Here is a 14449-nt window from a genome sequence, read left to right as displayed (position 1 = left end):
GCTTTCCGGCCGCCCCACCGGATTGTGCCCGCTGAAGTGCGTCAACACGAGCCGTCTAGACTCACCCGCAACGGCCCGCCCCACCACGGCCGAAAGCGGTCCACCTCGGCCAGACCCGAAGGGTATTCGGCGTTTTGATACGGATAGATTCAGTCACCAAGCGGTACCCGGACGGCACGGTGGCGGTCGACCGGCTCTCGTTGGAGATACCCGACCGCTCGATCACCGTTCTCGTCGGCCCCTCGGGCTGCGGCAAGACGACCACCCTGCGGATGATCAACCGCATGGTCGAACCCACCGAGGGCACCATCCTCCTCGACGGCCAGGACATCCTGCGGCAGCCGGTCAACACCCTGCGCCGGTCCATGGGTTACGTCATCCAGAACGCCGGACTCTTCCAGCACCGCACCATCATCGACAACATCGCCACCGTGCCCCGTCTCCTCGGCTGGAGCAAGGACAAGGCCCGGGAGCGGGCCCGTGAGCTGATGGAGCGGGTCGGACTCGACGCCGCGCTCGCCAAGCGGTACCCCTACCAGCTCTCCGGCGGTCAGCAGCAGCGCGTCGGCGTGGCCCGGGCGCTCGCCGCCGACCCGCCGGTCCTGCTCATGGACGAGCCGTTCTCCGCCGTCGACCCCGTGGTCCGCAAGGGCCTCCAGGACGAACTCCTGCGCATCCAGGAGGAGTTGGGTAAAACTATCGTCTTCGTCACCCATGACATCGACGAGGCCGTCAAGATCGGCACGATGGTCGCCGTGATGCGCACCGGCGGCAGACTCGCCCAGTACGCGCCGCCCGCCGAACTGCTGACGAGCCCGGCCGACGCGTTCGTCGAGGACTTCCTCGGCGCCGACCGCGGTATCCGCCGGCTCTCCTTCTTCCCGTCCGCGGGGCTGGAGCTGTCGACCGGGCCGGTCGTCGCGGTCGACGCCACCGCCGAGCAGCTCGCCGAGCGGGTGCGCGACAGCGCGGACGCCCCCTACCTCCTTGTCACGGACGCCGACGGCAGGCCCCTCGGCTGGAGCGAGCCGCAGCACCTGACGGCGGGCGAGGTCGAGGTCGGCCGACTGCTGTCGCACGGGCGGCCGTTCGTCGCCGGCACCGACTCGCTGCGGGCCGCGCTGGACTGTGCGGTGCTCTCGCCCACCGGGTGGGCGGTCGCCGTGGACGCCGACGGGAAGGTCGCCGGAGTCGTCTCCCAGCAGACCATCGCGGAGGCCATCCGCGGCGCCCACGCACAGGGCCGTACGGACGCGAAGGTCGCCGGATGAACTGGGACCGTATGTTCGACATCCCCAGCGACCTCCAGCACAGCTGGCTGGGCCTGGTCGGGCTGCATCTGCGCGAGGCGCTGCTGCCGGTGCTCGCCGGACTGCTGATCTCGCTGCCGCTGGCCCAGCTCTGCGTGCGCTTCCGCTGGCTGTACCCGCCGGTGCTGTGGGTGACGACCGTGCTCTACGCCATCCCCTCGCTAGCCTTCTTCGTGCTGCTCATCGACTACACCGGCATGACCGAGCTGACGGTGATGATCCCGCTCACCGTCTACAGCCTCGTCGTCCTGGTCCCGGCCGTCGTCGACGCCGTCCGCTCGGTCCCGCAGGAGACCCTCGCGGCCGCGAAGGCCATGGGCCTGGGACCCGTACGCCGCTACGTCCAGGTCCAGTTGCCCATCGCCGTGCCCGCGATCATCGCGGGGCTGCGGGTCGCCACCGTGTCCAGCGTCAGCCTCGTCAGCGTCGGCACCCTCATCGGCAACCAGGGCGCCCTCGGCAACCTGCTCAACGACGCCAACATCTACAACCGGCCGGAACTCGCCGTGAACGCCGTGCTGTCCATGGCCGCCCTCGCGATCCTCGCCGACGCCGCGCTGGTGCTCCTGCGCCGTCTGCTGACGCCGTGGATGCCGCGCCCGCAGCGCGGAAAACGGAAGGCCGCCCCCGTCCTGGAAGAGGCAGCACGGTGAACCTGCTCACCCACATCGGCAACTTCTTCAACGACAGCGCCCAGTGGCAGGGCTACGACGGCATCCCCACGCGGGTGGCGGAACACCTCCAGTACACCCTGGAGGCCCTGCTCATCGCCGCCGCGATCGCCCTGCCGGTCGGACTGGTCACCGGCCACTACGGGCGCGGCGGCACCGTCCTCTCCCTGATCGCCACCGCGGGACGGGCCCTGCCCACCTTCGGCCTGCTGGTACTGCTCACCCTGCTGGTGGGCTTCGGTCTGGTCAACGTGATGACCCCGCTCGTCATCCTCGCCATCCCGCCGATCCTGGTCACCACGTACGAGGCGATGCGCACCGTCGACCCCTCCTCGGTGGACGCCGCGCGGGGCATGGGCATGAGCGAGGCCGGGGTCCTCTTCCACGTCGAACTCCCGGCCGCGCTCCCGCTGATCCTCAGCGGCCTGCGCTCCGGCGCCATCCAGATCGTCTCCACGGCGACCATCGCGGCCTACGTCAGCCTCGGCGGCCTCGGCCGCTACATCGTGGACGGCCTCTACCAGCGCAACTACGAGAAGGTCGTCGGCGGCGCCACGCTGGTCGCTGGACTGGCCCTGCTCACCCTCGCACTGTTCTGGGCGGTGGGACGGGCCACCGTGTCCAGGGGAGTGCGCCGGAGCGCTTGAGCAGTCCGGGCGGAGTCGACTACGGTTCGGCAGCGCCCTGAAGGGGCGCGGGGCTGTGTCGATATGCGGCTCCGCCGCGTGCGCGCGACCAGCCACGACGGCGCCGCGGACGGCCGACGGCACATCGCGGCACTTCCCGCGGAGCGCTTAGCCGACCGGTCGGACGGCCACCGCGTCCACCTCGAAGAGCATGCCCGGCAGGGCGAGGGCGGCGACGCCGCTGAGTGTCTGGGCCGGGAGCCGGTCGCCGAAGCGGGAGTGCAGGGCCTTGCCGAGGGTCTCCAGCTTGGTGAGGTCGTGGTCGACGACGAACGAGCCCAGTCGGACGACGTGTTCGAAGCCGAGGCCGACGCCCTCCAGAGCCGCGTGCAGCCGGTCGAAGGCGAGCTCCACCTGCGTCGCGAAGTCGCCCGGCACCGGGGCGCCGGTGGCGTCGGAGGCGTACTGCCCCGCGACGAAGACGAGTTCGCCGGGCGCCGAGACGGCATGGCTGTAGCCGAAGGGCGTCGGGTCGTGCAGGGCGGGCGGATTGGTGATGGTGCGTTCGTCGTGGCTCATGTCAGGCCACAACTCCCGCTCGCTCCCGCCCATTCCGTGCCCCGCGTCAGCTCTCCGTCCGGGCCAGGGCCAGTTCGAGGACGACGAGCAGCGCGTCCCGGACCGAGCCGCGCTCGCGGGCGTCGAAGACGACGACCGGGACGTGGTCCGCGACGTCGAGGGCCCAGCGGACCTCCTCCAGCGTGTGCTCGACCTTGCCGTCGAACGCGTTCGCGGCCACCGCGAACGGGATCTGCCGGTGCTCGAAGTAGTCGACCGCGGCGTAGCAGTCGTCGAGACGGCGGGTGTCCACGATGACCAGGCCGCCCAGCGCGCCCTCGACGATGTCGTCCCACATGAAGCCGAACCGCTCCTGCCCAGGCGTGCCGAACAGATACAGCTTCAGGGTCGGGTCGATGGTGATGCAGCCGAAGTCCATCGCGACCGTCGTCGTGGTCTTGCGCGGGGTGTGCGTGAGGTCGTCCACGCCCGCCGCGACCTCCGTGATGGCGGCCTCGGTGGTCAGCGGCTCGATCTCGGAGATGGCGCCGACGGCGGTGGTCTTGCCCACGCCGAAGCCGCCCGCGATCACCATCTTGACCGGGAGCGGCGGCCGCACGGGGGCAGCCGGACCGGACCCGTCGAGGGTGGCCGGTTCAGTCGGAGTCACGGAGTACCCCTCGGGAGTCGGGGATGGCGCGCAGGCCATCGATCACTCTTCGCAGGACGGAAGCGTCGTGCGTGTCGTCGGAGTCGGGCACGTGCACCGTCAACTGCCCCTCCGTGCGCAGGTCCTCGGCGAGCACCCGCACCACGTTGAGGTGCAGCCGCAGCCGGGCCGCGAGTTCCGCGATGGACTGCGGCCGGCGGCAGGCGGCGACGATGTCGTGCTGCTCGAAGGAGAGCCCGCCGAGCGCATCGAGACCCTCGACGGTGGCCACCACCTGGGTCTCGACGGGCATCGGCCGGCCGGCTCCGCCGGGCGCCACCCGGCCGGCGGTGACCAGGAACGGCCGCACGGCGGAGGCGGGCCCGACCGGGTCCTGCCCCGGGGCTGAGGAGCCGTCCGCCATGGCGTGTCCGTCCCGGTCCCGGTCAGAGCGCCGATGGGGAGCCGACGCTGTTCTTCAGCGCCAGCACCAGTTGGGGACTGAGCGCGCTGCCCGCCCGATTGGCGAACAGCGTCATCTCGTAGGCGATGTTGCCCAGCTTGGCCTCCTTGTCGGTGACCACGCCGAGGACGGCGCCGCTGCCGATGGCGGAGACCAGGACGTGGCCGCCCTCCAGGTCGATGATGACCTTGTTGAGGCCGCCCAGGCCGTAGTTGCCGGACGCGCCGGCGGCCAGGCTGGTGATGCCGGAGACGATCGCCGCGAGGCGCTCGGAATCGGCGTGCTCACGCAGTTCGGAGACCGCGATGAGCAGTCCGTCCGAGGAGACGGCGATGGCGTCCACGACGCCCGCGGTCTCGGTGGCGAAACGATTCAACAGCCAGGTGAAGTCGGCTGCCGCGGCCTTCAGATCGGCCGGTGTGTTCCCCGTCGGAGTGTCACCTGTCGACGTACTCACTGTTCCGCTCCTTCCGGGAGGTGGTTCAGGTCGTGCTTGCGGGGGGTCTGGTGCGGTTCCGTGTCGCTGTCGCGGTGGGCGCGTTCCACCGCGGCCTCGAACTCCTCGAGGGAGCTGCGGACGGCCTCCGGGTCGGCGGGGCGGGGTGCCTGGCGGGTGCTCGCGGGGGCGGCGTCGGCCGTGGTGCGCAGGGTGGCTCCGCGCACGCGGCGGCGCAGGGGGCGGGCGGCGCCGGAAGCGTCGTCGGCGGGTGCCGGTTCCTCGGCGCGGGCCTTGGGGATGAAGGGCAGGCCGTCCTCGGGAGCGGCCGGGTCCTCCTCGCGGCGCACCCGGCGGGGGAGGGGGCCGTCGTGTTCGCCGGCGGGGACCGGAGGCCGGGGGCCCGAGTCGTCCGTGGCCGCCGCCGGTGTGGTCGGTGCCGCCGGCCGCACCGCGGCCGCCGTCAGCAGCAGCGACTGCGGGAGGGTCACCTCGGCCGTGACACCGCCGCCAGGGGTGCGGGACAGGGCGACGTCGATGTCCCAGCGGCGCGCCAGCGAGCCGACCACGAAGAGGCCGAGCACCTTCGAGGGCACCAGGTCGAGACGCTCACGGCGCACGATACGGGCGTTCTCCTCGTCGAGCCGCTCGGGGTCCATGCCCAGGCCGTGGTCGGCGACCACGATCGCCGCGCCCTCGGCCGAGTTCTGCACGAACACCTCGACGGGGCTGTCCGCGGGCGAGAACGACACGGCGTTCTCCACGAGTTCGGCCACCATCAGGGTCAGGTCGCCGATGATGTCGGGCGCCACCGCGACCTCGGTCCGCGCGAGCAGCTGGACCCGTGGGAAACCCTCGATCTGGCCGAGCGCGGCCCGTACGACATTGGTCAGCGCGATCGGCCCGGCGTCCAGGACGGTCTCGCGGATGCCGGCGAGCAGCATCAGGCTGTCGGCGTTGCGGCGCAGACGGACGGCGATGTGGTCGATGCTGTAGAGGCGTTCGAGGAGCTCCGGGTCGGTCTCGCCGCGCTCCACCGCGTCGATCAGGGCCAGCTGCCGGGTGGTCAGATTGCTGACCCGGCGGCCGACGTTGCCGAACATCTCGGCGACGTTGCGGCGGCTGAGCACCTGACGCTCCAGGAGCGCGACCGCGGTGGTCTGCACATGGTTGAAGGCCTCGGCGAGGTCGCCGATCTCGTCGCGTGCCGTGGCCGGCATCTCCCGCAGCCGCGCCGGGCGGTCGTCCTCGGCGTCGTCGTCGGCCACCCGGGCGAGCTCGCGCTCGGCGTCTTCGGCGACCTGCTGCGCGGCATGGGTCAGCGCCTGGACCGGGCGGACCACGGAACGGCGTACCACCACCGAGAACGCGAGCCAGATGACGAAGCCGAGCAGGGCGAGACCCAGCAGCAGGACGGCGTTGCGCAGCGCTTCGTCGGAGGCACGGTCGGCGCGGTCGGCGATCTGGTCGATCAGCGAGGTGGTGATCCCCAGCCGGATCGCGGCCTGCTTGCGGTAGGAGGGGTACGAGTCGAGCGACGTCTCGAACTTGCGGCGGATCTCGGCGGGGGAGTCGGCCTGCAGGGAGCTGGGGTCGATCTGGAGCTCGGCGAACTGCCGGTTGATCGCGGCCTGCGGACTGTTGTGCTCGATCTTGGCGAGCTGCTCCGTCTGCTCCTCGGTGGCGAACCGCGCGAACCGGTCGGCCTGGTGGGTGTACTCGTCGTAGGAGCCGATCGCGCCGATGAACTCGATGAGCGCGTTCGAGTCACCGGTCGTCGCGGAGAACACCCCGGTCTCGAAGGCGCTGTGGGCGGCGTCGGCGCGCAGCAGGGAGTCGAGCAGGTTGCCGGTGAAGGTGGTCGCCAAGGCCGTGTTGCGGTCCAGGCCGAGGCCGTCGATCAGACCCTTGGCGGCACTGGCGTAGGCGGGGTCGATGTTGTCGGCGGGCAGATACGCCTGCTCGATGGTGTTGCGCAGGCTCTCCAGGCCCTCGATCTCCCGCAGCGCCCGGGCCTCGTCCGCGGGGAGCCGGTCACCGAAGGCCTCGCGGACCTCCTCGACCTGGTCGTCCACCGCCACCTGCGCCTCGCGGTACGCGGTCTGGGAGGGGGTGCCGCCGTCGTTGGTGGCCTCGTGCCGCACGGAGAGCAGGACGGCCTGCTGGTGCTCGGCCTCCAGCCGGTCCACGAGCGTGGCGACCTCGGTGCTGGTGCGCACGAGCCGTGCCGCGCCCGCCGCCTCCGAGGACTGCTGGACCTGGTCGGTGATGAGGTAGGCGAGCAGGACCGCGACCACCGTCAGCGGCACGCCGACCAGCACGTTCAGCTTGTGCCGGAACGGCCGGCGATCGGCGAAGCCTCGTATGCCACCCGGGGCCGAAGGCGGAGCCGACTCGCTCGAGGACACCAGGCCTCCTTCATGGGGGATGACGGCGCGCGAAGGCGTCACGTGACCGATTCTGGTTGTGTCGGAAGGTGTCGAAATGCACCAATGGGGCACCGGCACGCCACTGTGTCCGAACGCCAACGACCCGGAGACTACCGTCTCTTCGGAAGATCGATCATGCCACCCTGAGTCAAGAATCCGTTACAACGGGACGGCACCTGTTCGACGGGCCGCCGACGCCTTTTCGCAACCGGTCACGCATTGACGCCAATTGGTGACCAGGCTGCCCTTGACTGAGTGAGAACTGGCTGGATTGGATCAGTGTCAGAGCTTGTTTCTCATCAGCCCACACAGCCCGGAACGGGAATCGTGACTTCCAACGCCCCACGCAGCAGGTCCATCCGGAAGCATCCCGGCGTAGCCGCCGTCGCGCTCGCCGCCACCGCGGCCCTGCTGGCGGGATGCGGCTCGGACGACGCCTCCGACCCGCTCAAGGAGGACAAGGGGAGCGGCAGCGGCGACACCGTCGTCGTCGGCTCCAACAACTTCGCCGAGAGTATTCTCCTCGCCGACATCTACGGCGAGGCCCTCAAGGCCAAGGGCATCAAGGTCACCTACAAGCCCAACATCGGCAGCCGCGAGACCACTTACGGCCTGCTGAAGAACGGCTCCATCACCGTCCTGCCCGAGTACAACGGCTCGCTGCTGTCCTACCTCGACCCCAAGGCCGAGCAGAAGACCGCCGAGGCGGTGAACGCCGCGGTGAAGACGAAGCTCGACAGCACGCTGACGCTGCTGGAGTCGTCGCCCGCCGAGGACAAGGACTCCGTCAGCGTCAACGCGGCGACCGCGAAGAAGTACAACCTCACCGCGGAGTCCACCCTCGCCGACCTCAAGGACGCCGCGCCCGAGCTGGTCATCGGCGGCTCGCCCGAGTTCCAGACCCGGCAGCAGGGCCTGCTCGGCCTGAAGTCCGTGTACGGCTTGGAGTTCAAGTCCTTCAAGGCGCTCGACGCGGGTGGCCCGCTGACCCAGGCGGCGCTGACGAAGAACACCGTGCAGGCCGCGGACATCTTCACCACCGACCCGACCATCACCAAGGAGAAGTTCGTCGTCCTGAAGGACCCGGAGAACCTCTTCGGCTTCGCGAACGTGACCCCGCTGGCCTACAAGTCCGGCCTCTCCCAGGAGGGCGTGGACGCGCTCAACGCGGTCTCCGCCAAGCTGGACACGGAGACGCTCCTGGACCTCGACTCCCAGGTGCAGCTCGACAACAAGGACCCGCTGGACGTCGCCCAGGCCTGGCTGAAGTCGGCCGGACTGTCCTGACGCCCCACCACGGACGAACCGACGCGGGTGCCCTCCGACACGGAGGGCACCCGCGTCGTTTGTCGGCGCAGTCGTAGCCCTCTATGGGACCGCCGTGGCGATCAACTGGTCGATGAGAGCGATCAGTACGTCCCGGGAGGACTCGCGGTCGCGGGCGTCGCAGAGCAGGACCTGGACATGGTCCGGCAGGGCGAGCGCGTCGCGGATCTCGTCGGGCGGGTAGGGGTGGTCGCCGTGGAAGCCGTTGACGCCGACGACGAAGGGGATGCCCCGGCGTTCGAAGAAGTCGATCGCGGCGAAGCTGGACTCCGGGCGGCGGACGTCGACGAGGACGACGGCACCCAGGGCGCCCAGCGCCAGGTCGTTCCACATGAACCAGAACCGCTGCTGGCCGGGGGTCCCGAAGAGATAGAGGATCAGATCCCGGCTGATGGTGATGCGGCCGAAGTCCAGGGCCACGGTGGTGGCCTTCTTCTCCTCGATGCCGTGCAGGTCGTCGATGCCCAGGCCCGCCGCGGTCAGTGACTCCTCGGTGCGCAGCGGGGCGATCTCGCTGACCGAGCCGACCATGGTGGTCTTGCCGACGCCGAACCCTCCGGCGATCAGGATCTTGACCGTGTCGGGTGCCGGCCGGGCGATGGTGTCAGAGTCGGCCAAGACCGTCCCTCACTTTCTGCAGCAGATCCAGGTCGACGCCGGGGGCGACCGGATGCGGCGGGCGGACCGTGATGCGGCCCGCTTCCAGCAGGTCGCAGAGCATGATGACGATCACGCTCATCGGAAGGTCGAGCAGAGCGGCGAGTTCCGCGACGGCGATCGGCTCGGCACACCGGCGCAGGATGCGCTGGTGCTCCGGCTGCGGGCGAGGGGCCCGGACCGGCGGCGGGTCCACCGCGGTCACCGTCGAGATGAGGGTGAAGTCGGCGCGGCTGGGGCGGGTACGTCCGCCGGTCAGAGCGAACGGCCGTACGAGACGGCCCGCCGTATCGCCTCCGCTCACCTCACGCGCCGGAGTCGGCGGTGGGGCCGACGCCTGCCCGCGGTGCCGCGCTGAGGTGCTCGCCGATCTTCTTCACGAGCATGTTCATCTGGTACGCCACCACACCGACGTCGGCGCCCTGATTGGTGAGGACGACGAGGTGGGCGCCGGGGCCGGCGGAGGTCAGGATCAGATAGCTGTGCGCCATCTCGATCAGCGCCTGCCGCACCGGGCCACCGCGGAAGTCCATGCTGACGCCCTTGCTGAGACTCATGAGCCCGGACGCGGTCGCGGCGAGCCGCTCGGCGTCGTCACGCAGGAACCCGGTCGACTTGCTGACGACCAGCCCGTCCTCGGACAGCACGACTGCATGGTTCACCTCGGCGACCCGCTCCACGAGTCCGGTCAGCAGCTGGTCGAGCTGGGTGTGGGTGGCGGGGGTGGGGCGTGTCATGAGGGCGTCCTTCGTCGGCGGGGGCGGCGGCGGGGTGGGCAGGGCGGTCGGGATGGGGAGGTCAGCGGTCGGCGGGGGCGTCCGTGCCGGTGGCCGGGGGCTGGGGGCCGGGGGTGTCCGGTGTGGTTGTTTCCTCCTGACCGTACGGCGCTTCGGTGAGGGCGGAGGGTCGGGGGTGCGGGTTTTCCGGTTCCGGTCCGTCCGACGCGTCAGCCTCCTCGTCCCGTGCGCGGAACGTGCCGCGCTGGAAGCCGGCGAGTGAGGAGGCGGCGCGCTCCGCGGTGAACTCCTCGCCGGAGCCGTCCTGTTCGACGGGCGCGGCGTCCTCGCGGAGCTCGACGGCGAGGCTGGTCTGGGGGACACGGCGGGGAAGCGGGGCCATGCCAGGGCGGCGCCCGGGGTACCCGACCTCGCCCGCACGACCCACGTCCCCGGGGACCCTGAGCCCTCCCCGTCGACCGGTCTCACCCGCGCGGGAGTGCTCCGAGTCGTCCTGTGCGCCTCGTCGGCGCGCGGGCAGCGGTGGGACAGTCGTCCCGGCGTCCCCCACCTGCCTGTCGGATCCGGCCGCTTCCGCACGCCGCTGTCGGACGGGGGTCCGACCGTCGACGCCCGCCTGTCCAGGAGCCTCCGTGGGCGCCCCTTGCTCCACCCCGGGTGCGCCGGCGTCCGTGCTGCTGTGTCGGGCGGCGATTCCGGCGTCGGAGTCAGGGAGTTGAGTCGCCCCCGCGGGCGCACTCTGCTTCACACGGGGCGCGTCGGCGTCCCTGCTGTCGTGCTGGACAGGGACTCCGGCGTCGGTGTCTGCCGGTTCGGGCGCTCCGGGGGTCGCCCTCTGCTTCACGCTGGGTGTGCCGGCGTCCGTGCTGCTGTGTCGGGTGGCGATTCCGGCGTCGGAGTCAGGGAGTTGAGTCGCCCCCGCGGGCGCGCTCTGCTTCACACGGGGCGTGTCGGCGTCCCTGCTGTTGTGCTGGACAGGGACTCCGGCGTCGGTGTCTGCCGGTTCGGGCGCTCCGGGGGTCGCCCTCTGCTTCACGCTGGGTGTGCCGGCGTCCGTGCTGCTGTGTCGGGCGGCGATTCCGGCGTCGGAGTCGGAGGGTTGAGCCGCCGCCGGGGGCGCCGTCCGCGACCCGTCGGGTCCGCCGGCGCTCGCGTCGCCGTGTCGGAGGAGGGCTTCGGCGTCGGTGCGGGCCGGTTCGGGGGCGTCCTGCTGCACGCCGGGTCCGTCGGCTGTCGTGCTGCCGGGTCGGGCCGGGACTCCGTCGTCGGCGTTCGTCTGCTCAGGAGCCTTTGTGATGTCGCCACGGACAGCAACTGCCGTGACGACGTGGGCCGGTTCGGGGGAGTCGCCCGCCGCGGCGGGTTCGTCGGTGTGGCGGACCGGGCCTCCCGGACCGATGCGGGTCCGGCCCGCGGGCGTGTCCCAGGTCGTGCCCGGGCCGGTCGCCACCCCCGTACCCGGCGCATCCGTATCCGCGACGTCGCGTACCACGATCTCCTGCGGCAACAGCACGATCGCCGTCGTGCCGCCGTACGGCGACGGGCGCAGGGTGACCGCTATGCCGTGGCGGGTGGCGAGGCGGCCGATGACGAACATGCCGAGGCGGAGGTCGTCGGCGAGGGCGACCACGTCGAACTTCGGAGGCACCGCCAACTGGGAGTTGAGCGAGGCGTAGTCCTCCTCCGACATGCCGAGACCGCGGTCCTCGACCTCGACGGCCAGGCCCTTGGCGACCGACGAGGCCTGCACCGTGACCGGCGCGGGTGCGGGCGAGTACACGGTCGCGTTGTCGATGAGCTCGGCCAGCAGATGGATCACGTCGGCCACCGCGGGCGGCGCGAGATACACGTCCTCCTCGGTGTGCACCTCCACCCGCTGGTACTCGGCGACCTCGCCCACCGCACTGCGCAGGATGTCGATCAGCGCGACCGGCTCCTGCCAGCTGCGCCCCGGCCGCTCACCGCTGATGACGACGAGATTCTCCTCGTACCGCCGCAACTGGCTGGCCGTGGAGTCCAGTTCGTACAGGCCCTTGAGGACGTCGGGGTCGGTGTGCCGGCGTTCCAGCGCGTCGAGCTTGGTGAGCTGGAGGTTGACCAGGTTCTGGCTCTGCCGGGCGATGCCGAGGATCACCTTCTGGAAGCCGCGCCGGGTGTCGGCGAGTTCGATCGCCGTGTGCACCGCCGTACGCTGCGCCTTGTTGAACGCTCTTGCCACCGCGCCGAGTTCGTCCCCGCCGTAGTCCAGCGGCGGCGCCGCGAGATCCGCGTCGACCTTCTCGCCGCGTTCCAGCCGCGACACCACGTCGGGCAGCCGCTCCTCGGCGAGGCTCAGCGTGGCCTCCCGGAGGCCGTGCAGCCGCCGGGACAGGGAGCGGGTGATCCGCCAGGACATGCCGACGCACACCAACAGCCCGAACAACCCGCCCGCACTCAGCGAGGCGGCGGTGAACAGCAGACTGTCCGCCTTGTCCGCGCTGCGGTCGAGCAGCCCGGCCGTCTGGTCCTGGATCAGCCGGGTGTACGCGGCGGCGACCTCGTCCAGCGCGGCGGTCCACTTCTTCTGCGCGTCGGGCAGCACGACCTTGCCGTCGGTGGCCCTCGTCCGTGCGGCGAGCACCTGGTCCTCGATGTCCGCCAGGGTCCGCCACTCGGGGCTCTGCAGGATCCGTTCGGTCTGTGTCTTCGCGCTGCCGCTCAGCTGCGGGACGATCTGGTCCTCGACGAGCCACCGGTGGGCGTCGACCAGCTGCGCGAACGCGATCCACTCCTTCTCGCCGAGGTGCCCGGTCGGCCAGGCCAGGGTGAGCCGCGCGTCCTCCTGCGAGACCAGTTCCGCCGCGTGCTCCAGCGCGACCAGCGGTCCGGCCTGTGAGGTGAGGTCGCCGTCGTCGACCTGGGAGAGCTCCTGGAAGGCGTGTATCTGGTCGTCGATGATCGAGCTGTACTGGTCCAGCACCTGGGCGGGGGTGATGTCCGTCGGGTCGTCGACCTGGTCCCGGTAGTACTCCAGGCTGCCCACCGATCCGAGCACGGAGTACAGCTGGTCCGAGATGCGCGACGGCGCGTCGGCGATCGCGTCGGACTGTCCGACCAGCTTGGCGACCGCCCGGTCCGTCTCCGCGCGCTGTGCGTCCAGCGCGGCCCGGGAGCCGCCTGGTGAGGCCAGCAGTGCCGCCGACAGGCTGCGTTCGCGCTGGAGGGCGAGCGTCGCGTCGGTGCCCATGGCACCGGTCGACCGGCTCAACTCGGTCTGTCCGCGCAGGCGCAGGCCCTCGGTGAACATCTGCGTCGTCGTCACACCCCACAGGGCGGTGAGCGTGACGCTGGGCACCAGGGCCAGCAGGATCAGGGAGAGACGTATGGAGCCGAGACGGCGCCGGGCACCTGTCCGTGGAGACATTCGTCGTCCTAGGCGATGAGCAGGGAGGGGGGGGTGGGAGAAGCGGGGAGGGGGGTGGGAGAAGCGGGGAGGAGGGTGGGAGAAACGAGGGAGGAGGGTGGGAGAAACGAGGGAGGGATGTGGTCCGGCCGGTCAGCGTGTGCCGTTGGCCGCGAACCTCGCCACCGCGTCCACGTTCGCCTTCGTCACGAACGCCGGACCGGTGAGGACGGGGGCCACCCCGCCGCCGCTGACGTTGCCGTTGGTCCGGTACAGCCACAGCGAGTCGACCGCGAGGTACCCCTGGAGGTAGGGCTGCTGGTCCACGGCGAACTCCACGGCACCGCTCTCGACCGCCTTCACCAGGTCCTTGTTGAGATCGAACGTGGCGACGCGTGCCTTGCTGCCCGCGTCCTTCACCGACGCGACCGCGGTGAGTGCGAACTGCGCGCCGTTCGTGACGACTTCGTCGACCGTCGGGTCCTGCCGCAGCTGGGCCGTGATGGCGGCGGCGACGGCCTTGGTGTCGGTGCCCTCCACATAGAGGTTCTCCGTCTCGCCGCCGAAGGTCTTCTTCACCCCGGCGCAGCGGGCCTCCAGGGCGACGTTGCCGCGCTCGTGGATCACACAGAGCGCGTGTCGGGCGTGGAGGGCGTCCAGCTTGTCGCCGACGGCCTGACCGGCCACGCTCTCGTCCTGGCCGAAGAACTCCAGCAGCCCGCCGGACTGCCAGGAGTCGATACCGGAGTTGAGGCCGACCACGGGGATACCGGCGGCCTTGGCGGCGGCGACGGGTCCCCGCATCGCCTGTGGTTTGGCGAGGGTCACCGCGATGCCGTCCACCTTCTCGCGGACCGCGTCACGCACCAGCTCGGCCTGTCCGGCGGCGTCGGGGTCGCCGGCGTAGGTCAGCTCGACGCCGTCCTTGGCGGCGGCCGCCTCGGCGCCCTTCTGCACCAGGTCCCAGAAGGTGTCGCCGTCGGGGGCGTGCGTGATCAGGGCGATCCTGAGCCCGGCTCCGCCCGCCTTGCCGGCGGAGGCGGCGGAGTCCGACGTGTCACCGGATGCGGAGCAGCCGGCCGCGAGCAGACAGACGGCGGCGGCCAGGGCGGCAACGCGTCTGGGGGAGACGGGAGGTGGGGGAGGAGTGATCATGATGGTGCGGCACCTCGCTGTGCGGCCGAGCTGGAGGAACGACGAGAGGG

Annotated in this window: 13 protein-coding genes and 1 pseudogene; 4 read left to right on the top strand and 10 right to left on the bottom strand. The window is 71.0% G+C overall.

Features of this window, described 5'->3' with window-relative positions; translation table 11 throughout:
- Positions 1 to 134 precede the first annotated feature (134 nt).
- The 3 genes from QF037_RS12350 to QF037_RS12340 are packed head-to-tail and all read left to right on the top strand — an operon-like array spanning position 135 to position 2628.
- Positions 135 to 1271 carry an ABC transporter ATP-binding protein gene (locus QF037_RS12350; protein WP_307024550.1) on the top strand — a complete coding sequence of 379 codons (1137 nt, stop codon included), beginning with the start codon at positions 135 to 137 and terminating at the stop codon, positions 1269 to 1271.
- A complete protein-coding gene (locus QF037_RS12345) occupies positions 1268 to 1963 on the top strand; it encodes an ABC transporter permease (protein WP_266821106.1) in 696 nt (231 codons plus the stop codon). Before QF037_RS12350 ends, QF037_RS12345 begins: the two co-directional genes overlap by 4 nt.
- Positions 1960 to 2628, top strand: a complete 669-nt coding sequence (locus tag QF037_RS12340) for an ABC transporter permease (RefSeq protein WP_266886729.1) — start codon at positions 1960 to 1962, stop codon at positions 2626 to 2628. The genes QF037_RS12345 and QF037_RS12340 overlap by 4 nt, the downstream gene beginning before the upstream one ends.
- Before the next feature lie 147 nt (positions 2629 to 2775).
- Here the strand turns inward: QF037_RS12340 and QF037_RS12335 are convergent, their stop codons facing one another.
- The 5 genes from QF037_RS12335 to QF037_RS12315 are packed head-to-tail and all read right to left on the bottom strand — an operon-like array spanning position 2776 to position 7121.
- Positions 2776 to 3186 carry a RidA family protein gene (locus QF037_RS12335; protein ID WP_307024547.1) on the bottom strand — a complete coding sequence of 137 codons (411 nt, stop codon included), beginning with the start codon at positions 3184 to 3186 and terminating at the stop codon, positions 2776 to 2778.
- 46 nt (positions 3187 to 3232) lie between these two features.
- Positions 3233 to 3835 (bottom strand): GTP-binding protein, encoded by a 603-nt coding sequence (locus QF037_RS12330; RefSeq protein WP_373463707.1) that lies wholly within the window; start codon positions 3833 to 3835, stop codon positions 3233 to 3235.
- Positions 3822 to 4238, bottom strand: a complete 417-nt coding sequence (locus QF037_RS12325) for a DUF742 domain-containing protein (RefSeq protein ID WP_307024545.1) — start codon at positions 4236 to 4238, stop codon at positions 3822 to 3824. The genes QF037_RS12330 and QF037_RS12325 overlap by 14 nt, the downstream gene beginning before the upstream one ends.
- Before the next feature lie 22 nt (positions 4239 to 4260).
- Positions 4261 to 4734 (bottom strand): roadblock/LC7 domain-containing protein, encoded by a 474-nt coding sequence (locus tag QF037_RS12320; protein ID WP_307024543.1) that lies wholly within the window; start codon positions 4732 to 4734, stop codon positions 4261 to 4263.
- On the bottom strand, positions 4731 to 7121 hold the full coding sequence (locus QF037_RS12315; RefSeq protein WP_307024541.1) for a sensor histidine kinase: 2391 nt from the start codon (positions 7119 to 7121) through the stop codon (positions 4731 to 4733). Before QF037_RS12315 ends, QF037_RS12320 begins: the two co-directional genes overlap by 4 nt.
- 348 nt (positions 7122 to 7469) lie before the next feature.
- On the opposite strand from QF037_RS12315, the gene QF037_RS12310 reads away from it, so the two are divergent.
- Entirely contained in the window at positions 7470 to 8429 is a 960-nt protein-coding gene (locus tag QF037_RS12310; RefSeq protein WP_307024539.1) for an ABC transporter substrate-binding protein, read from the top strand.
- Between the two features lie 81 nt (positions 8430 to 8510).
- Here QF037_RS12310 and QF037_RS12305 read toward each other — a convergent pair whose 3' ends face one another.
- The 5 genes and pseudogenes from QF037_RS12305 to QF037_RS12285 all read right to left on the bottom strand — a co-directional run bounded on the left by QF037_RS12305 (position 8511) and on the right by QF037_RS12285 (position 14399).
- A complete protein-coding gene (locus tag QF037_RS12305; protein ID WP_307024537.1) occupies positions 8511 to 9086 on the bottom strand; it encodes a GTP-binding protein in 576 nt (191 codons plus the stop codon).
- Positions 9073 to 9429, bottom strand: coding sequence for a DUF742 domain-containing protein (locus QF037_RS12300; RefSeq protein WP_307024535.1), 357 nt, complete (start codon positions 9427 to 9429; stop codon positions 9073 to 9075). The genes QF037_RS12305 and QF037_RS12300 overlap by 14 nt, the downstream gene beginning before the upstream one ends.
- Before the next feature lies 1 nt (position 9430).
- Complete coding sequence (locus tag QF037_RS12295; protein WP_046263356.1) at positions 9431 to 9862, bottom strand: roadblock/LC7 domain-containing protein; 432 nt, start codon at positions 9860 to 9862, stop codon at positions 9431 to 9433.
- Positions 9863 to 11341: 1479 nt separating this feature from the next.
- Positions 11342 to 13265, bottom strand: a pseudogene (locus QF037_RS50965) (sensor histidine kinase); the annotation flags it as partial.
- A 132-nt stretch (positions 13266 to 13397) separates the two neighbouring features.
- Positions 13398 to 14399: a substrate-binding domain-containing protein gene (locus QF037_RS12285; RefSeq protein WP_307024530.1), complete on the bottom strand. Its 1002-nt coding sequence runs from the start codon at positions 14397 to 14399 to the stop codon at positions 13398 to 13400.
- Between the last annotated feature and the right edge of the window lie 50 nt (positions 14400 to 14449).

It is taken from the genome of Streptomyces canus (assembly GCF_030815415.1).
Classification (GTDB): domain Bacteria; phylum Actinomycetota; class Actinomycetes; order Streptomycetales; family Streptomycetaceae; genus Streptomyces; species Streptomyces canus_F.
The sequence above is the reverse complement of the archived record's forward strand: the minus strand, read 5'-3'. Positions and strand labels throughout refer to the sequence as shown.

What these genes read in the sequence shown, in the direction of transcription:
- QF037_RS12295 (WP_046263356.1), bottom strand. Translation starts at nt 9,862, where the DNA reads ATGACACGCCCCACCCCCGCCACCCACACCCAGCTCGACCAGCTGCTG.
- QF037_RS12325 (WP_307024545.1), bottom strand. Translation starts at nt 4,238, where the DNA reads ATGGCGGACGGCTCCTCAGCCCCGGGGCAGGACCCGGTCGGGCCCGCC.
- QF037_RS12345 (WP_266821106.1), top strand. Translation starts at nt 1,268, where the DNA reads ATGAACTGGGACCGTATGTTCGACATCCCCAGCGACCTCCAGCACAGC.
- QF037_RS12285 (WP_307024530.1), bottom strand. Translation starts at nt 14,399, where the DNA reads ATGATCACTCCTCCCCCACCTCCCGTCTCCCCCAGACGCGTTGCCGCC.
- QF037_RS12335 (WP_307024547.1), bottom strand. Translation starts at nt 3,186, where the DNA reads ATGAGCCACGACGAACGCACCATCACCAATCCGCCCGCCCTGCACGAC.